Consider the following 17,567-nt stretch of genomic DNA (forward strand, 5'->3'; position numbering starts at 1 on the left):
AATTCTATAAGACATGGGAAGCCACATGAAAACAGATAGTCAAGAGAAGACCATTGAGCCGCGAAGGAAACAAAAAGGTTTTACTTTAATAGAAATTATGATTGTAGTGGCTATTGTCGCTATCCTCGCCAGTGTTGCCTTTCCTAGCTACCAGGAAAGCATTCAGAAAAGCCGACGTGGCGATGCCCAAGGAGCATTGACCGCTTTTGCCGCCGCCATGGAGCGCCATTTCACAGAAAACAATACCTATGAGGGGGCCGCTACCGGAGGAAACGATACGGGGACTCCCGCCATCTTCGCCACCGAGGCACCTCTCGATGGGGCGGACAAGTTCTACGACTTGACTATTGTAAATCCTACTAATGCGACGACTTACACCTTACGGGCAACTCCCAAAAACGCCCAGGCAGGCGATGGCTATCTGGAACTGACCAGCACCGGCGTCCGGAGATGGGATGAAAACAATAATGGCGCAATTGATGCTGGCGAAACTGATTGGAAACAAGGCTAGGATTTAGCCCACTTAATCCATGAGGTCACCACAAAGGCATGAAAAGCACAGAGAAATCAAAAGGTCTAACTCTTAATCCACCCACATCACTCACGAGATTGGCCAGCCTGCTTTACCTCAGTGGGCTGGCTTGCCAAATACGCTTTGTAAAATAAGAACCGCTGCACCCACGGTAATGGCAGAATCGGCAATATTAAAGGCGGGCCAGTGCCAACCTTGATAATACAAATCGATAAAATCGATAACATGACCATGCCAGAGCCGGTCAATCACATTACCCAAAGCTCCGCCAAGAATCAGCGCCACCGCCACCGCTTCCCACAGAGCACTCGCCCCTAACCGGTACAGCCAAAAAATCAGTGCTATGCTCACGGTGAGCGCCAGCCCCACAAAGAACCAGCGCTGCCAGCCACCCGCATCGGCAAGGAAGCTAAAAGCTGCGCCGGTATTGTAAGCCAAAGTAAAATTAAAAAAGGGTAATACCGGAACCGGCTCATAGAGCTGCAACTGATGTTCCGCCAGATACTTGGTCCCTTGATCCAGCAGGATCACCAGCGTAGAAAGCCACAACCATTTCAGCATCAACTTACCCGTTATAAAAAAATTCCTATAAGATTATTCGGAAACCCAAAAATGAGCGATCGAGCTCACCCTGTGAATCGAAATAGCGGACTTCTCCTTTTTCACTGACCAACCAGACTTCCTTCGCCCCTTGTTGAAAGTAGAGAGCCATTTTATCTTTCATCTCCTGATGACTATTGCTGGGGGATAATATTTCCACACACACTTCAGGGGCCTCACTATAAGGCGTTTCAAACCCATGAACACTCATAAACTCATCCGAACACCAAGCCACATCTGCCACTTTAACCCCTTTCTCCGTATCAATAGCACACTCGCTAATCACTTCCCCCTCTGGCACATTTTGCCGGAGCACATAACTGATTTTACTCTGTAAATAGCCGTGCCTATTGGAAGCCGGAGTCATCACAATTTTCCCGTATTCATTCAATTCAATTTTATAGGGCAGCTCCCGCAGGGACTTGTCCTGTAGTACCTCCGACCACCGCATTGTCTGATCCTCCGGTTAAATCTACCCCGCTTCCTCAGGAGAAAGCGGCGCTAAGCGAAAGCCCGCTGTTCCCCCTCACCGTCGATGTTCTCCACACAACGGCCACACAGCTCGGGATGGGCCGAGTGGCTTCCCACATCTTGCCGGTGATGCCAGCAACGCACGCACTTGGGATAACTAGATGGGGTCGCGACTGTCCACAAGCCCGGCATTTCGGTCTCTAGGGCATCAGAGGGGCGCTTTTGGGCCGGATGCACACGGGCATAGGAAGTAATTAATACAAAACGAAGTTCATCGACAACTTGCATAAGGGTGTGGTACAAGGCTTCCTCGGCATAAAGGTCCACCTCTGCATCCAGGGAAGAGCCAATCCGCCCTTCCACCCGGACCCGTTCCAACTCCTTGGCAATAGCTTCCCGCACTGCCAACACCACATCCCAAAAAGTACGACCTAAGGGCGCCTCCTCTTCCAGGGGGGGCAACCCTGGATACCAGGTAGTCAGAAACACCGATTCGCCCCGCTCACCTGGAAGATGATGCCAAATTTCATCAGCAGTAAAACTCAACACTGGAGCAATCCAGCGCACCAGGGCTTCGGCAATATGGTACATGGCGGTCTGGGCCGAGCGTCGGGCACGGCTGTCCGCGGGGGTCGTATATTGGCGATCTTTGATGATATCGAGATAAATTGCCCCCAAATCCATGGCACAGAAATTGTGCACCCGTTGATAGATAAGATGGAAATTATAATCTTCGTAAGCCTGGAGAATCTCCTCCTGGAGCAGGAAGGCTCGATCCATAGCCCAGCGGTCCAGGGCCAGCATATTTTCCACTGGCACCCTATGGGTGGCAGGATCAAAGCCATTCAAGTTAGCCAATAGATAACGGGCAGTATTACGCATGCGGCGATAAGAATCGGCAATGCGCTTTAAGATTTCATCCGAGACGCTCATCTCGCCCCGATAGTCGGTAGCCGCCACCCACAGGCGGAGGATGTCCGCGCCCAGACTCCCCATTACTTGCTGCGGAACCACCACATTGCCCCGGGACTTAGACATCTTCCTGCCCTCGGCATCCACGGTAAAACCGTGGGTCAACACCGTCCGGTAGGGCGCTGCACCCCGCATCGCCACCGCGGTCAACAGGGACGACTGGAACCAGCCCCGGTGCTGATCCGAGCCCTCCAGATAGAGATCCGCCGGCAGACCTAGCTCCGCTCTTGCCGCCAGGACGCAGGCATGAGTCACTCCGGAATCAAACCAAACATCCAGGGTGTCGCCGACCTTCTCATACTCCGAGGCCTTGCTGCCCAGCAGCTCGCTCGGCTCCAGCTCAAACCAGGCATCCACTCCCTTCTCTTCTACCCGCCGAGCCACTTCTTCTATAAGACGGGGGGTCTCGGGGTGCAACTCACCGCTTTGGCAGTGGACAAACAAAGGGATAGGAGTTCCCCAAGCCCGCTGGCGGGAAATACACCAGTCTGGCCGATTTTCCACCATACCCTCAATCCGTTGCTGCCCCCAACCAGGAAGCCAGCGGGTTTTTTTGATTTCCTCAAGGGCCGCGCTACGCAAACCTTGCCGATCCATACTGATGAACCACTGGGGCGTTGCCCGAAAAATGATAGGGGTTTTGTGGCGCCAGCAATGGGGATAGCTATGCTGAAGACGCTGCTCACAGAGCAGGGCCCCTCCTTCCTTGAGCACTTGAATGATATGATCGTTAGCCTTAAGTACCGGTTCACCCGCAAACAAGGGAGTCTCGGGCAAAAAGCGGCCATCCCCTCCCACTGGATTGTCTATGGGCAAGCGGTAACGGCTGCCTACTACGTAGTCGTCCTGACCATGGCCGGGCGCCGTATGAACAGCCCCCGTACCGGCTTCCAAATTGACATGTTCCCCCAGAATAACCGGTACCGTCCGCTCATAAAACGGATGTTGCAATTTCAACCCTTCCAGATCATCCCCCTGGCAAGTGGCTAAAATTACCGAGGACTCTACGCCATAACGGGCCAATACCTCCCGGTATAACCCTTCAGCCAGAAGCAAACGTTCCTGGCCCTGACCGGTATCGCACTCCACCAAAACATATTTCAAAGCGGGATGTAAGGCGACGGCCTGATTGGCCGGTAGTGTCCAAGGGGTGGTGGTCCAAATCACCACACTCATAGGCCCGGCGCCTGGATTTTCTACTTCGCAGCGGGAAAGCAACTCCGCCTCATCCGCCACCGGGAAACGGACATCAATCGCCGGCGAAGTTTTCTCTTGATACTCGACTTCCGCCTCTGCCAGGGCGGAGCCACAATCCACGCACCAGTGGACCGGTTTCACGCCCTTATGGAGATGCCCTTTCTCAATGATCTTTCCTAAAGCGCGGATAATATCGGCCTCAAATCGGTAATTCATAGTGAGATAGGGATGGCGCCAATCACCCAACCCCCCCAGGCGCTCGAAATCCTGACGCTGCGTATTGACCTGCTCCCGGGCATAATCCCGACAGGCTTGGCGGAAACCTGCCGCATCAATTTTCAGTCCAGGTTTACCGACCTTTTTCTCCACGTTCAATTCAATAGGCAGGCCATGGCAATCCCAACCGGGCACATAGGGGGCCTCAAATCCACTCAAGGTCTTTGATTTTACTATAATATCTTTCAATATTTTGTTGACGGCATGGCCAATATGAATAGCGCCATTGGCATAGGGAGGACCGTCATGGAGGATGAAGCGGGGCCGGCCCCGTGCTGCTTCCCGCAGCTTCCCGTAAAGATCCATTTCTTGCCAGCGCTTAAGAAGCTCGGGTTCGCGCTTGGCTAAGTTGGCTTTCATGGGAAAAGCGGTCTTGGGGAGATTGAGAGTCTCTTTATATTTCGCCACGTTTAATCTCTAACCATTCATTTTCTACTGGAGACAATTATTAAATGATTATACCGGCGTTATCACGGCTCGCCCATGAGATGGGAACCGGATCCTGTTTATTTCCTTCAAAATAGTTATTAATAGAAGCTGTCCAAGTTCATCGCTGAAGCTTTAATTTTCCCCTTGACCCTACTCGCGGCACCCCTTAGCCTTGCCCCATGAATTTCGACCAAAAGTTACTTCCCGGTATATTGCGCCGGCGCTATCAGCGATTTTTCGCTGAAGTGGAGCTTAAGAGCGGCGAACAGATCACCGCCCACTGCCCCAATACGGGCTCCATGCGGGGATTAGTCGAACCGGGGCTTGGCGTCTATGTTTCTCAGTCGACCAATCCCCGGCGCAAACTAGCCTACACTTTGGAGTTGGTGAATGCTCACACCAGTTTGGTGGGGGTACATACCGGCCGCGCCAATACCTTGGCAAAAGAAGCCATTACCGCAGGATCCATAGCCCAACTCTTAGGCTATGGGAAAGTCCGACAGGAAATCCGCTATAGCCAAAATTCCCGGATCGACCTCCTCTTGGAAGACCCGGCTACCCAGCGATGCTGCTATGTGGAAGTCAAAAGCGTCACCCTCAGAGAAGGACCGGCGGCCTGCTTCCCCGATGCCGTCACCACCCGTGGCGCTAAACACTTGGATGACCTAATCGCTACCGTTCGCCTTCCCAACCAGCGCGCGGTCATGTTTTATCTCGTACAGCGGGAGGATTGCCAATACTTTACCCCCGCCGATGACATCGATCCCACCTATGGCGCCAAACTTCGGTCTGCAGCCGAACAAGGAGTGGAAATGCTCGCCTACGCCTGCCAGGTCTCCCCCCAAGGCATTCAAGTCACCCAACCGTTGCCTATCCAACTATAGGGGCCAACACCAACAGCTCCAGACCCATTGCCTGCTGTAAAACTCTAGGGGCTTTATCTAACAGATAGAAGCAGCTGCCAGACGATCAAGAGAAACGATGTTTGATTGGCTGAAAACTGCTAGTTAAGAAAAGGGATCAGTTCCCTTTTCCGGGCCAGTGGCGGCGGCGCTCTAGCCGCATTGAGACCGACGTCAGTCCCTGCGGAGGGCGCGGTCGACGAGGGCGCCGGCGGCAAGACCAAGGGCGAGGGCGCCGAAGGCAGTAGCAACCGAGCGGGGTGAGACTGCGTGCTCCCAGCCTGGAGTGAGGCGGCGGGGGATGAGGCCATAGTCAACGGCAGCGGCGATGGCGGCGGTTGTAGCGGCGCCAGCGGCAATCTCTGTACCACTGCGGCGCGGGCGGCGGGCAAGCCACCAGGTGAAAGGCAGAGCCCAGAACACCGCCGCAGCATGGTTGGTCGCATAGCCAACGCCAGTGTGCTTGAGATCAACCCGCCCACTCCAACCCGCCTGCGGCCCATGGAGCCAGTGACTCGTTGCATTGACTGGCTGGAGCGGGTCCTGGCCCTCCTGCCGCGCGAGCAGTCCGAGAGTGCCGGTAACAGCGAGGTTGGCCACGGTGCCAGTGGTTGCCGCCGACAGCAGCAGACGCAGGAAGTTCGGCCGAGGCGGTTCGATATCGTCTAGGGTCGGAGCCATGACGCTACTCCTTGGAGTATAGGAAAAGGAAACACTCTTTACTCTTACAAGAGAAAAGTAGAAGAAAGTGAATATCGTGTCAAACATGCTGACAAGCGAGCAAGAATTTAAAAGAATATTTATATTTCCTATTGCTCAACTATACTCCTCTATCAGACGGCTCCAATAAAGCTATTAAAGCTATGGCAGTTCAACCATAATCATCTGATTTCATCCAACATCTCTCACAAAACCAGAACTTATCTTTATTTTATCCGGGCCTTAGCCACAAAGATTAGGTTTGAGTTTCAATGATGCTTTTAAGTCGTTATTTTTCTATCAAGAAAAACTGCGACCTGCTGCGTTGTACGCCGTACAAACATTCAACCTCCGGCTTATGAGGGAACAATCATGACCCACTCTTCCAAAAAAGATGCCGCGATTGGCCAAGGCGGCGAACTTCATCAACACACCAGCAGTGACAGTGAAACCTTAACTACCCAACAGGGGCTTCCTGTTGCAGATGACCAAAATTCTTTGCGCGTGGGGACTCGTGGTCCGACTTTACTCGAAGACCATATCATGCGTGAAAAAATCTTTCATTTTGATCATGAACGTATTCCGGAGCGGGTAGTCCATGCCCGAGGCTATGGCGCCCATGGTTATTTTGAAACTTATGAAAATCTAAACGATTTAACTCGCGCCGATATTTTCCAAAGAGCAGGAGAAAAAACGCCTGTTTTTGCGCGCTTTTCTACCGTCGCAGGCAACAAAGGTTCGGCAGATTTGCCCCGTGATGTACGGGGTTTTGCCGTTAAATTCTACACTAAGGAGGGTAACTGGGATCTTGTAGCCAACAATATTCCAGTCTTTTTCATTCAGGATGCCATTAAATTCCCGGACTTAATCCATGCCGCCAAACAAGAGCCTGACCGCGGTTTCCCTCAAGCACAAACCGCCCATGACAACTTTTGGGATTTTGTCTCACTCACGCCCGAGAGCATGCACATGATTATGTGGATCATGTCCGATCGGGCCATTCCGCGTTCTTTCCGCTTTATGGAGGGCTTTGGCGTTCACACCTTCCGGCTTATCAATAGCGAGGGCAAATCGACCTTCGTTAAATTTCATTGGAAACCCAAGCAAGGCCTGCAGTCGGTCATGTGGAATGAGGCTTTAAAGATTAATGGTGCTGATCCAGATTTCCATCGCCGCGACTTATGGGACGCAATTACTATGGGCGACTACCCGGAGTGGGAATTGGGACTGCAAGTTTTTGATGAAGAATTTGCTGAAAAATTTGATTTTGATGTGCTTGATGCCACCAAAATTATTCCAGAAGAGGAAATTCCGGTAAAGATTGTGGGACGGTTGGTGTTAGACCGGGTAGTGGATAATTTTTTTGCCGAAACCGAACAGGTTGCGTTTTGCACACAGAATATTGTTCCCGGTATTGATCACTCAGATGATCCGTTACTTCAAGGGCGCAATTTTTCCTACTTGGACACGCAACTCAAACGCTTAGGCAGTCCCAATTTTACTCACATTCCCATCAACGCCCCCAAATGCCCGATGCATCATTTCCAACAAGATGGTCACATGGCGATGCACAACCCCAAGGGTAGGGCCAACTACGAACCCAATAGTTGGGGAGAAAAAGGCGGGCCGAGAGAAAACCCAGCTAAAGGCTTCACCAGCTATGCCGCCCCCCTAAGCGGCCAGAAAGCAAGAATCCGCTCAGAAACTTTTGCCGATCATTACAGCCAAGCGCGGCAGTTTTATATCAGCCAAACACCCATAGAGCAAAAACACATGAGTAACGCACTCATATTTGAACTCAGCAAGGTGGAGCGAAAAGATATTCGTGAACGCATAGTATCTCACTTGCTTAATATTGATGATGATTTAGCCAAGGCAGTCGCCCGGGGCCTAGGTCTCGAGGCGCTTCCCCAGCCGGCCCAAGCTGCCAAACCCACCCGCAGGGACTTAAAGGCATCGGAGAAGCTTAGTATTCTTAAAAATGGTCCGGACACCTTCAAAGGACGTAAAATCGGCATTCTAATGACGGACGGTGCTGATGCAGATATCTACTCTGCCTTGGAAAATATAGCAAAATCAGAAGGCGCTCTAATTGAAGTTATTGCCCCTCAGGTGGGTGGCGTGACGGACAATCGCAATACCAAAATCAGCGCCGCCCAAAAAGTTGATGGCGGTCCCTCTGTACTCTATGATGCGGTGGTTATTTTGACTTCTGAGGAGGGTGCAAAAAACCTCGTTAAATTACCCCCTGCAAAAGACTTTGTCAATGATGCCTTTGCCCATTGCAAATTTATCGGCTTTGTCAAAGGGGCAGAACCACTTTTAGAAGCTACCGGTGTTGCTCAGAAACTTGACCCGGGATGTTTGCTGCTTAAAGATGAAGAATCCGTTAGTAGTTTCGTTAAAACATGTAGAAATTTGCGTTTCTGGGAAAGGGAAGAAGGCTTTGTTGAAAGCTAGAAAAGGCTGGGAAGTTTATTATCTATCTGTACTGATTTGGAAGCGTGGAGGGCGCTATGCGCCCTTCAACGCCCCCTTCCCTCTCCAACTATTTAACCCGCTGTACTGCCTCGATTTAGGGCAGCGCATAGTTAAACAATACTTTAGACAGTTTTAAGCAGTTGTAGCCCCATAGTAAGGTGACTCGGACGCGCCACTTTGAGCTTGGCTTTGAGCCGGTAACGTACCATTTGATGCACGGTCTTATACTTGAGAAGTAGTGCTTTTAATTTCTCGGCGCTCTCCTTAATCTCTAGCTCCAGCCATCGGCTCATGATCCTCACTCCTCCCGATAAACTCGCTTCTCATAATGCAAAGCACAAGCGACAGCAGGAACAGCTACTATCAAGTAGAGTCGTAATTGATAGTGGGACACAGAGGCTGCCATGAAACGACAACGCGCCCTTGAATTGCTGGCCCAAAGCAAGCCGGAGCTGCAGGCCCGCTTTGGCGTCACCCACCTGCCCTTGTTCGGCTCGACGGCGCGGGATACGGCGGAGGCCGACAGCGATGTGGATATTCTGGTCGCCTTCGACGGCCCAGCTACCTCAAAGCGCTATTTCGGGGTACAGTTCTATCCGGAAGACCTGCTGGGCTGTCCAGTGGATCTGGTCACTGAAAAGGCCCTGCGCCCCTATATCGAAAAGGAACGGGTCTATGTCTGATGCACCGATGCGGGAATGGCGCTTCTATCTCGATGACATGTCGGTTGAGTTGCGCCAATTTGCGCCGCGCCGATTGCGGTATCTCTGGCGCTAACCGGCGTACTCGCTGGTTAGCGAAGACAACCGCCGTTTCTTTATTGGCGAACGTCCTAATCATCAAGGGTTCGGACAGTTTTTACTCAGAATGATCAATGAGTTGCCATTCCCAGACGAATAAAATGCAAGTTAGGACTCTCCTTAAGTTACATTTAATTCGGTAAGTCTCTGATTATTGGTAGCAAGCTCGCCCAAAACTGTCCGAAGTATTGAATCATGGGTAATGAGACTAACGAAGGACGTTAGTATCATCAATGGTTATTAGAACAGGAGACTATCCTGAGTGTTCCTAATTCTCTGGGCTGATTTTGGAAGCAGCGGGTTTTTCCCCTTCCCTTCCCAACTACCTGATTCGTTTTCGACGGGGCACGGGCCGAACTCAACGAGCTTCCGCTGGCGGCGGAGGCGAGGAACAAACGAAAAAATCCCGTATTGACACGGGATTATGGACGGTCTTGGATGGTGCTGGATGGTGAATTGGTGGAGGCGGCGTCTACCGCAATAACTATTTATAGATATGAAAAATAAATATAAATAATTAAATATTTCTTCATATACCCCCAAAAATACCCCCTTCCAAGTAGCGTTATCAGTTCAATTCCGCGTTCCGCTATTTAATTGCTTAGGCTAAGTTGGAGGAATGAGGTATTTACTCTCAGGATACATACATAGATACTTAGCGAATAATTCTCTTAATACTGGTCGCTAGCCGCACGGGCGCAGGCCTTGCCCGAGCCATGGAATGGGACTTCTTTTCCAAGAACCTGCAGGGACTGATACCGAGAGGTGAGGTTTGCGTTGCCGGCATAGGGTAGTTCCAGCCAGACAGCAGCGGGTACCTTCTCTATGAGAAGGTCTGATGATTTTCTTTCCACGGCTGGATGGCTACCAACGTGTCCGCGAGCTTGTCACGGGCCATTTCCACATCATAATCGGTTTGAAGTCCTACCCAAAAGCTATCGTTCAGGCCGAAAAACCGGGACAAGCGCAGCCCCGTGTCTGCAGTGATGGCACGTTTGCCGGCAACGATTTCGCCAATACGGCGCTGCGGTACGCCGATTTCCTTGGCTAATCGATACTGAGTAATGCCCATCGGCTTTAAAAACTCTTCCAGAAGGATTTCACCTGGATGGATAGGAGGTAGCTTCTCGCCGGTAGCCACATCAGAGAAATCCATGGTGGCGAGATCTTCAGTACGAATGCTCATCGCTTCTCTCCATCAATGATAATCCACAATTTCGACCTCATAGGCGTCGCCACTCTCAAACCGAAAACATATCCGCCATTGATCGTTAATACGAATACTCCAAGCCCCTGCACGGTCGCCGGAGAGTTTTTCCAGCCGATTGCCGCTTGGAATCCGCAGCTCGCTAACGTCTTTTACTCGGTTGAGTTGCGCCAATTTGCGCCGCGCCGATTGCAGTATCTCTGGCGGTAACCGGCGTACTCGCTGGTTAGCGAAGACAGCAGCCGTTTCTTTATTGGCGAACGTCCTAATCATGGGTAATGATACTAACGAAGTACGTTAGTATCATCAATGGTTATTAGAACAGGAGACTATCCTGAGTGTTCCTAATTCTCTGGGCTGATTTTGGAAGCAGCGGGTTTTTCCCCTTCCCTTCCCAACTACCTGATGAATTTTCTTAAGGAAGGTGGGGATTACCAATTTTTTTGATAATTCAAAAGCTGACTCTTTATCCTTATGCCAAACTAGACAATCTGCTGTGCTTACTGAGGTGTCCTGGCAATAGTGGACACTCTTTTTTTCAAACAACCCCCTGTAGTTTGCGGAAGTTTTGAGCAAACACCGCTGGGGCCAGGTAGCCAAGGCGCGAGTGGCGCCGTTGGCGATTATAAAAGATTTCAATGGTCTCCCGAATGGAGGCCTGCGCCTCAGCCCGGGTGTCATAACGGTGGTGATAGACCCACTCATTTTTTAAACTGCCCCAGAAGCTTTCTACTGGTGCGTTGTCGTCACAGTTTCCTCTCCGGGACATAGAAGCGATGAGGCCGTGTTGTTCCAATAGGCGCTGGTAGTCCTGAGCACAGTATTGGCTGCCGCGATCGGAGTGGTGAATCAGACCGGGTTTGGGGCGCTGGTAGCCGATCGCCTGCCATAGGGCTTGTCCCACAAGCGCTTGGGGCATGCGTTCTCCCAAGGCATAACCGACGATCTCGCAGGTGAATTGATCCTTGACCCCCGCTAAATAGAGCCCACCTTCTCCGGTGGGAATATAAGTGATGTCGGCATGCCAGACTTCATTGGGCGCCTGGGCCTCGAACGGTTGATCCAACCGATTTTCCGCCACCGGCAAGTCGTGATTCGACGGCGTGGTTGCCTTGAATTTGCGCTTTTGTTTGCAGACCCTCCCCATCGCTCGACGCAGCCGAGCAATCCGGTCACGACCGACCTCGAACCCTTCGGCCTTGAGCTCCCGTTGTCAGCGCTTCGCCCCATAGGTCCCTCGGGTTTTGCAATCGCCCGCGCGCAGAGCGACCTTCAGTCGCTCGTCCTCACAGGCTCGCTTAGCGGGCGGGCGGCTCAGCCATGCATAAAATCCACTGCAGGAAACCTCCAGAACCCGCGCCATGACTTGCACTGGATACTCGAGCCGCCACCGCTTCATGAACGCGTACCTTGCAGCGACTCCTTGGCAAAGTACGCCGCCGCTTTTTTTACTCTCTCCCGCTCCCGCTGAGTCTCCGCCAATTCCTGACGCAGTCGCCGGATTTCCGCCTCTAACTCCGCCACACTCCGAACTCCTGGCCCCCTCGGCACCTTTCCTCCTTTGGCTTTGTTGACCCAGGTGGCCAACGTCCCCTTGGGAATCGCTCACCGATGGGCCGCTTCTGTCAAGGATAACTCCTGCTCCAAAATTAACTTCACTGCCTCAGCCCGAAACTCGGGGGTATAGCTCTGTTTAGGTTCCATTTCCTTCCTCCTCAATCAGCTCAGTTTAACCGATCAGGAGTGTCCATTTTTCTCAGGATACCTCAGCAATTCTGTCGCCCCGCAAGGGTTGGCAGAACCTTGCCACGCATGTACCGACCGAAATTCCCCTTGTAACGCCATCTATTGGCGGATTGTAAAAGTTCGTCAAATTCCCTAGTGATCTTTCCAGCTTCAATTTCTGTCAATCCGCCGCTAGTTCTGTAGCGCGGAATGAATGACGTAATAACCCATAGCAGGAACAAGGACGTAAGAATTGCCGCAGCGATTGCTCGAACGTAACTAAGAGCCGCGTCAAGGAGCGATAAACTACTAAGCTTCCAATCTAGAACCAGAGCAAGCAGAAATAATACGATCAACAGAACGACAAAAGTTCGTCTATGTTCCTTAGGCAGGGTCAGAATTGATTTTGGGTCCATGGTTTTTCTTTGCTCAGGTCTTGCTCCTGCGAGCCAATGCCACATAACGCTCACAATCACCGGCAAATTTGGAGCGGCAGAGCGGGGCGGCGCCGCGGAAAACTCGTCCGGTGAATTGCATTATATTGCGTTTTCATTATTCTTTAATTCCTGTTTCTAACTCGAGGTCTCTCGGGATATCTGAGGGACGTTTCATTAAGATTCTATTGCCTTTTTTGCCTTCAGAAATGTTTTCGTATGACCGAACTAGAGTTTCAGGAAGATGTTGCCAAATTTTGTCAGCTAACTCATAAATTTGCTCAATATCTTCGCTACCAATTTCAATTGGATAGTTTTTGCTGGGATACCTTAGCTCAACGAAATTAGATAAATACTCCAGAGTTTGCTGTTCTCTCTCGCTTAATGAGAAGTCAGTGTCGGTTTTTTGAATTTCTTTAATTAAACTAGGTAACGAATGGATGGCTACAAATTGAGAGTTCTCGTGAAGTAACCATGATTTCAATACAAGCTCTAACGCCATATGTGCTAAATAGCCGGCAGAATCAAAAAGAAATGGGTGGGAGCTAAATAGTAGTGAAGCAGACCACAAATGATGATGACCAGATTGCAACAGGTCTTCTGGGTTGTAATTGCTTAAATTATATTTCTTTGCCATGACATTTGCCTTTGGCAATATGACCTCTGAGCTCAGCCGAGAACGTCGGCTGGATCGACGTATTAGAGCGCCTGTAATGGGCCTTTGCGACAGTACGGTTGATTTTCTGAGCCAGAACTTGTGCTTCCTTCATAAGCTCTATGATCGCTTGCCAGTTTTTCCAATGTTCAGCCCAAACATCCGACCCAACGATTTGCACGAAGTCCAATTGGGTTGGTGAGCCCCAGAGTTCATAGGCCCGCAACTTCTCGATCCTTTCCTCAAGATCGGCAACCCCACGCGTTTTCGGCGAAAGCCTAGCTGAGCTTCGCATCCAAGATTCCCATTCTTTATTCCCCTTGGATTGGTTGCATTTGCCGCAGGCGGGCACCAAATTGTGGATTTCTGAAATGTAACCAGTGGGCTTTTTGCCTTTAACAAGTGGGCGTAAGTGATCCCATTCCGTTGCTGTGTCTCCGCAGAACGCACATCCATAGGTGTCGTGTGCCATTCCAAGGACATCAAGGGCTTCCTTCACTTCCGCGGCTGTAGGCTGGACAACCGGGATAATGGCATTAACGAATGAATTGGTAATGCTTGATGACCGACCGGTGATTTTCATCGGCGTCGGCATTCTAAATAGTGTCAGATAGTCCATGCGTCTCTAGCTCTAACGCTTCACATCACCGGACGCAAAAAGCAGAGCGAAGAACGAGCAGCGCTTTTTCAACAGCTTTAGAAGCATAAGGCGTATTTGGTGACGATGTTTCCTTTGTGGTTTTTTTAGGACTGCACCGATGCCCGGCTTGGGGGCATTCTTGCCGTACTGAGCCGGTAGATTGACAACGATGCTCACCTTGCGCTCCAGCACGCCGAATTTGCCCGAACAGTTGTAAAAGGTGCAGGGCCGCCCGGCGATGGCGATAATGCTGAATGTATTTAGCGCTGAATTTATAAACGTGAGCGTTTCCAAAGGCTTGTTTCATCATCCGCTTGAATTCAGGAGTTGAGAGGACGCTTAAGTAGAAAGTTGTGCGGTGGACACGACATTTCTCAAGGTAATCAAAAACTGCATATAGCCTTCTTTCGTCACGTTCCCAGGTAACTTTAATGACGCGAGCGCTTGCCATTCTTCCGGGGTGATTTTCAGCGCTTCGATGACGGGCTGCAGGATGGGAAGGGCCAAAACGCGGTCGGTGAGGTCGAAACCAGCCCTATCTGTACCCTATTCGGCAGGAGACGCTACGAAAGCCACTAAAATTCGCCCCCGTTCGCCCGATGTTCGCCCTGCGGAAAGCCCCGCGCCCCCTAAGGGTTTTCGCCTAATTCGCCCCTTTCGCCCCTCTGCTAAGATATGTGTTGTACGATGGCCGAAAAGTTTCTTGTTTATGGCCCCCATGGATCGTGGCCATCCAGCCCGGCGATACCCTGTCCCGGATTGCAGAGCGCGCTTATGGCGATCACACTCCAAGGCGAATCATTTTATGAGGCCAACCGGGACATAATTAATGATCCTGACCGGCTAAGAGCAGGAATGGAACTGGCTATTCCCCTGGATCCGGAAAAATAGAGGACAGCTTCTTTAAGAAGTGTACAGAATTGTCTTAGAGAGGGATCTTTCGGATATCTGTAATGCCCCCTCCCCACGCACGTGAACGTCCCCGTTTCGTATTCGCCCCTATTCCCAGGTGCCGCCTATGCGAATGCGGCTGGACCCAGGGTATTCCTGTATAGGATCCCAATGAGTAAAAGAATAAAATAAAAAGTCCACCTGCATTTTCTTAGCCCGCATCCCCAGGGCTAACGCCTAAAAATGCAAAATAGTGATCTGAAGCTTACCCCTCTGTGTGAAGAGGCCTCACCGTGATTGACTAGCTGATTGCGTGCGCTGTAAGCGCATCTCTTGCTTGCCATCAATCAAACACTTATTTGCACCAGTCATTAAGCCACCTAAACGGGGCTTCAGATCGGTGAGTTTTTGACCTAGTTTCCATGTTTATGAAATAGGGTTTGAGTAATTGTGACGAAACATAAAGAAGAGGTAATCCTATGAATTTTATAAATAATATCCTGCAGCCTAGACGCCGATTCCTGGATAGGTCTGTCTTGTTTTTGCTAGGAATGCTCCTGCTTTCCCAGCCAATTTTAGCGAAAGAGTGGGAGTTTGATCTTCCCATCACTGAAGTAAGCAAGTCTTCTTCCGAGCGGCAGTTTCAGAGCTCGTTTATCCAGGTTAGTAAAGGCGATAAAGTCATTGTTCATATAAAAAACAACAGCCCTTTTAACTATGCCATCCGGTGGCATGGTATCCATCAAACGGATAATGGGCCCAATGAGGCCCTATCAGGAACGGCAAAAAGGCTCTTGTCTGTACATAAAAATATCAAAGCAGGCAAGGGTTTTACTTACCGCTGGAAAGCGAAAAAAGCAGGTACGTTTTGGTACCACTATCATTTCAATACCAGTTAATAGGTAGGGATGGGCACGAGGTGCAGAATGCTTTTTGTCCTATCCGATTAAACAAAAAAAGAAGTGGGGGACGGTTAATGTCCCTTTCTTCTGCATTGATTCTTTGCTTTAGGTATTTGTCCGTAAGGATTTGAACGAAATTGGAAAGAAACCCATACTTTTTTGAAAGAGTGGTGATGGTTGCCACTGACAGTGAGAATTAAGATTGAAATAGCTAGACTATTCCGGACATACGAACTCAATCAAGTAAAATAGTTGCACCTCTACAAGTGAGGAATCCTCTTAGAGGAGCAGTATCGGTGCCTGCCTCTTCTATCGGGTGGCAGTAATTCACCTCGGGTGGGCACAACCAGAAGCGGGAATCTTCCTATTCCCCCTGGGTACCATGCCTAGGTAGATCTCCCGGGGGAGGCGATCCCTCCTCGGTACCTCTCTCTGTGGATTCAGTCCGCATGGAGAGTCTCTCTCCTGGTTGGCGGCCCCTGGGCTTGTGAAACTCCACAGCCAGTACCCGGTCCCGGCCATAGGTTTGCTCTATGGCTCGTCTGGCTTGTGCGAGGTCATTATAAGCCAGCCACCGTCACGCATCCCCCTTCACCCTCGTCCAACAGGTAGTCGTAGGCCTGCATCCGAGCCTGTTGTTCTACCTCATAGAGGGGGAGTCCCCCCTCGAATTCCATAATGGCGGCCCGCTCAGCTTTTGCCTCGGCAATGGCCGCTTGAACACCTGATTCATCCTCAGCAGTAACCTCTCGGGGCCTGTGAGGAGGGCTTCTGGGGTTATTTTGAAGGTTTTTCCCTCTTCGCCGCTTTCGCCACTCTACCAAGAAGAGAGGGTAGGCGGGTGCAGGCTGGATATAGACTGGAGATGCCGCCAAAGTCGGAGGAGTTGGAATTTTTGGTAGTCCAGAAATGTGAGTGAGCCATCATAATGCCGCTTCAACCTGAATAACGGCATTATAGTAATGAACAAAATACCAAATGGCACCGATATGATTTTCCAGTTTTTTGGAGAAGGAAAGTGCCTTTCTTACCAGGCGAGAAACGCGTTGTCTCAAGGTGCAATTAAACCGTTCAATGTGACTGGTTTTTCCCGTTTCTTTACCTACTGGGAAATGACGCTTTGCAGGAAAAATGGCTTCATAAGCTTCCCAAAAATCCGTATAACTGACCGCACACTGCCGATAAACGGCAGGTAAAGAATTCCATAAACCTTCCGCACTCTCACGACTCCGATCCCCTATGTAGAGGCCGACGATTGCCTTACTGTCAGTCTCTATCGCTAGCCAAACCCAGTGTTTGTTACCCTTTTTTCCGACAAACGACCAAAGCTCATCACATTCGATGGTTAAGCGACCTTTTGGACTTTTTTTACAGCCACCTCTCGGGGCACGTGTGGGTATTTATCATTTACATAATCCTGCAACCAACGCTCTGAAACACCCGTTACACGAGCAATACCCGCCAGTGAAATCCGCTCTAGCAACAATTTATCAATCAATTCTTTCGTCTCTTGAGGTATGGGGCCCTTCTTCGGGTGCTCAACAAATTGCCTACCACAAGACCGGCACATGAATTTCGGTGTACCTACCGCATTACTTCCATTCTTCACAGTATGAGCAGAACCGCACGCCTGACATTTCATGATAAATCACCTTTGCCAAAAAGAGTATCACCATACCCTATTCTCACTCATTCTGCAGCACTACCGCCTATTGTATTGCAGGGCATTGAGGTTCACACTTTACCGCTCAGGA

18 protein-coding genes and 1 pseudogene are annotated in these 17,567 nt (G+C 50.5%); 6 read left to right on the top strand and 13 right to left on the bottom strand.

The features are described from left to right. Window positions 1-25: 25 nt before the first annotated feature. Window positions 26-511 (top strand): type IV pilin protein, encoded by a 486-nt coding sequence (locus E3U44_RS18545; RefSeq protein ID WP_134359522.1) that lies wholly within the window; start codon window positions 26-28, stop codon window positions 509-511. A gap of 117 nt (window positions 512-628) precedes the next feature. Here E3U44_RS18545 and lspA read toward each other — a convergent pair whose 3' ends face one another. The 3 genes from lspA to ileS are packed head-to-tail and all read right to left on the bottom strand — an operon-like array spanning window position 629 to window position 4,456. Further along, complete coding sequence (gene lspA, locus E3U44_RS18550) at window positions 629-1,093, bottom strand: signal peptidase II (protein ID WP_134359523.1); 465 nt, start codon at window positions 1,091-1,093, stop codon at window positions 629-631. Between the two features lie 25 nt (window positions 1,094-1,118). Next, window positions 1,119-1,583: a Uma2 family endonuclease gene (locus E3U44_RS18555; RefSeq protein WP_134359524.1), complete on the bottom strand. Its 465-nt coding sequence runs from the start codon at window positions 1,581-1,583 to the stop codon at window positions 1,119-1,121. Window positions 1,584-1,633: 50 nt separating this feature from the next. Further along, on the bottom strand, window positions 1,634-4,456 hold the full coding sequence (gene ileS / locus E3U44_RS18560) for an isoleucine--tRNA ligase (protein ID WP_134359525.1): 2,823 nt from the start codon (window positions 4,454-4,456) through the stop codon (window positions 1,634-1,636). Window positions 4,457-4,656: 200 nt separating this feature from the next. On the opposite strand from ileS, the gene sfsA reads away from it, so the two are divergent. Then, the gene (sfsA, locus tag E3U44_RS18565; protein WP_134359526.1) at window positions 4,657-5,361 is read left to right on the top strand and encodes a DNA/RNA nuclease SfsA; all 705 of its coding nucleotides are present in this window, start codon (window positions 4,657-4,659) and stop codon (window positions 5,359-5,361) included. 192 nt (window positions 5,362-5,553) lie between these two features. Here sfsA and E3U44_RS18570 read toward each other — a convergent pair whose 3' ends face one another. Next, window positions 5,554-6,147, bottom strand: a complete 594-nt coding sequence (locus tag E3U44_RS18570) for a hypothetical protein (RefSeq protein ID WP_206054847.1) — start codon at window positions 6,145-6,147, stop codon at window positions 5,554-5,556. Between the two features lie 303 nt (window positions 6,148-6,450). On the opposite strand from E3U44_RS18570, the gene katE reads away from it, so the two are divergent. Beyond that, complete coding sequence (gene katE / locus E3U44_RS18575; protein ID WP_134359527.1) at window positions 6,451-8,538, top strand: catalase; 2,088 nt, start codon at window positions 6,451-6,453, stop codon at window positions 8,536-8,538. 143 nt (window positions 8,539-8,681) lie between these two features. On the opposite strand, the gene E3U44_RS19460 is transcribed toward katE, so the two are convergent. Further along, window positions 8,682-8,852, bottom strand: a complete 171-nt coding sequence (locus E3U44_RS19460; protein ID WP_166805128.1) for a hypothetical protein — start codon at window positions 8,850-8,852, stop codon at window positions 8,682-8,684. Between the two features lie 111 nt (window positions 8,853-8,963). Here E3U44_RS19460 and E3U44_RS18580 point away from each other — a divergent pair, with 111 nt between their 5' ends. Further along, window positions 8,964-9,242, top strand: a complete 279-nt coding sequence (locus E3U44_RS18580; RefSeq protein WP_134359528.1) for a nucleotidyltransferase family protein — start codon at window positions 8,964-8,966, stop codon at window positions 9,240-9,242. 940 nt (window positions 9,243-10,182) lie between these two features. Here the strand turns inward: E3U44_RS18580 and E3U44_RS18585 are convergent. From E3U44_RS18585 to E3U44_RS18610, 6 genes and pseudogenes are all read right to left on the bottom strand, one after another. After that, window positions 10,183-10,545 (bottom strand): HigA family addiction module antitoxin, encoded by a 363-nt coding sequence (locus tag E3U44_RS18585; protein ID WP_134359529.1) that lies wholly within the window; start codon window positions 10,543-10,545, stop codon window positions 10,183-10,185. Window positions 10,546-10,557: 12 nt separating this feature from the next. Continuing rightward, window positions 10,558-10,839, bottom strand: a complete 282-nt coding sequence (locus E3U44_RS18590; RefSeq protein WP_134359530.1) for a type II toxin-antitoxin system RelE/ParE family toxin — start codon at window positions 10,837-10,839, stop codon at window positions 10,558-10,560. A gap of 271 nt (window positions 10,840-11,110) precedes the next feature. Then, window positions 11,111-12,270 (bottom strand): annotated as a pseudogene (locus E3U44_RS18595) (IS3 family transposase); the annotation flags it as partial. A 573-nt stretch (window positions 12,271-12,843) separates the two neighbouring features. After that, window positions 12,844-13,362 (bottom strand): HEPN domain-containing protein, encoded by a 519-nt coding sequence (locus E3U44_RS18600; RefSeq protein WP_134359531.1) that lies wholly within the window; start codon window positions 13,360-13,362, stop codon window positions 12,844-12,846. After that, entirely contained in the window at window positions 13,346-13,999 is a 654-nt protein-coding gene (locus E3U44_RS18605) for an HNH endonuclease (RefSeq protein WP_134359532.1), read from the bottom strand. Before E3U44_RS18605 ends, E3U44_RS18600 begins: the two co-directional genes overlap by 17 nt. Window positions 14,000-14,011: 12 nt before the next feature. Beyond that, the gene (locus tag E3U44_RS18610) at window positions 14,012-14,314 is read right to left on the bottom strand and encodes a hypothetical protein (RefSeq protein ID WP_134359533.1); all 303 of its coding nucleotides are present in this window, start codon (window positions 14,312-14,314) and stop codon (window positions 14,012-14,014) included. Window positions 14,315-14,707: 393 nt separating this feature from the next. Here E3U44_RS18610 and E3U44_RS19465 point away from each other — a divergent pair, with 393 nt between their 5' ends. Both E3U44_RS19465 and E3U44_RS18615 read left to right on the top strand, forming a co-directional pair. Then, window positions 14,708-14,911: a hypothetical protein gene (locus E3U44_RS19465; RefSeq protein WP_166805129.1), complete on the top strand. Its 204-nt coding sequence runs from the start codon at window positions 14,708-14,710 to the stop codon at window positions 14,909-14,911. 479 nt (window positions 14,912-15,390) lie between these two features. Further along, window positions 15,391-15,810 carry a multicopper oxidase domain-containing protein gene (locus tag E3U44_RS18615; protein ID WP_134359534.1) on the top strand — a complete coding sequence of 140 codons (420 nt, stop codon included), beginning with the start codon at window positions 15,391-15,393 and terminating at the stop codon, window positions 15,808-15,810. A gap of 563 nt (window positions 15,811-16,373) precedes the next feature. Here E3U44_RS18615 and E3U44_RS18620 read toward each other — a convergent pair. Continuing rightward, window positions 16,374-16,688 carry a hypothetical protein gene (locus E3U44_RS18620; protein ID WP_134359535.1) on the bottom strand — a complete coding sequence of 105 codons (315 nt, stop codon included), beginning with the start codon at window positions 16,686-16,688 and terminating at the stop codon, window positions 16,374-16,376. A 48-nt stretch (window positions 16,689-16,736) separates the two neighbouring features. Then, window positions 16,737-17,455 (bottom strand): IS1 family transposase gene (locus E3U44_RS18625; protein WP_420812599.1). Its coding sequence is split into 2 segments (ribosomal slippage): window positions 16,737-17,167 and window positions 17,167-17,455, totalling 720 coding nucleotides; the frame shifts between segments, so codons are not numbered across the junction. Window positions 17,456-17,567: the final 112 nt, after the last annotated feature.

This window comes from Nitrosococcus wardiae, from assembly GCF_004421105.1.
GTDB lineage: Bacteria > Pseudomonadota > Gammaproteobacteria > Nitrosococcales > Nitrosococcaceae > Nitrosococcus > Nitrosococcus wardiae.

Bases quoted from the DNA above. Each gene is read 5' to 3' on its own strand.
- sfsA (WP_134359526.1), top strand. From the start codon at position 4,657: ATGAATTTCGACCAAAAGTTACTTCCCGGTATATTGCGCCGGCGCTAT.
- E3U44_RS18615 (WP_134359534.1), top strand. From the start codon at position 15,391: ATGAATTTTATAAATAATATCCTGCAGCCTAGACGCCGATTCCTGGAT.
- katE (WP_134359527.1), top strand. From the start codon at position 6,451: ATGACCCACTCTTCCAAAAAAGATGCCGCGATTGGCCAAGGCGGCGAA.
- E3U44_RS19460 (WP_166805128.1), bottom strand. From the start codon at position 8,852: ATGAGCCGATGGCTGGAGCTAGAGATTAAGGAGAGCGCCGAGAAATTA.
- E3U44_RS18600 (WP_134359531.1), bottom strand. From the start codon at position 13,362: ATGGCAAAGAAATATAATTTAAGCAATTACAACCCAGAAGACCTGTTG.
- E3U44_RS18590 (WP_134359530.1), bottom strand. From the start codon at position 10,839: ATGATTAGGACGTTCGCCAATAAAGAAACGGCTGCTGTCTTCGCTAAC.
- E3U44_RS19465 (WP_166805129.1), top strand. From the start codon at position 14,708: ATGGCCGAAAAGTTTCTTGTTTATGGCCCCCATGGATCGTGGCCATCC.
- E3U44_RS18570 (WP_206054847.1), bottom strand. From the start codon at position 6,147: ATGTTTGACACGATATTCACTTTCTTCTACTTTTCTCTTGTAAGAGTA.
- lspA (WP_134359523.1), bottom strand. From the start codon at position 1,093: ATGCTGAAATGGTTGTGGCTTTCTACGCTGGTGATCCTGCTGGATCAA.
- E3U44_RS18585 (WP_134359529.1), bottom strand. From the start codon at position 10,545: ATGAGCATTCGTACTGAAGATCTCGCCACCATGGATTTCTCTGATGTG.
- E3U44_RS18545 (WP_134359522.1), top strand. From the start codon at position 26: ATGAAAACAGATAGTCAAGAGAAGACCATTGAGCCGCGAAGGAAACAA.
- E3U44_RS18605 (WP_134359532.1), bottom strand. From the start codon at position 13,999: ATGGACTATCTGACACTATTTAGAATGCCGACGCCGATGAAAATCACC.
- E3U44_RS18555 (WP_134359524.1), bottom strand. From the start codon at position 1,583: ATGCGGTGGTCGGAGGTACTACAGGACAAGTCCCTGCGGGAGCTGCCC.
- E3U44_RS18580 (WP_134359528.1), top strand. From the start codon at position 8,964: ATGAAACGACAACGCGCCCTTGAATTGCTGGCCCAAAGCAAGCCGGAG.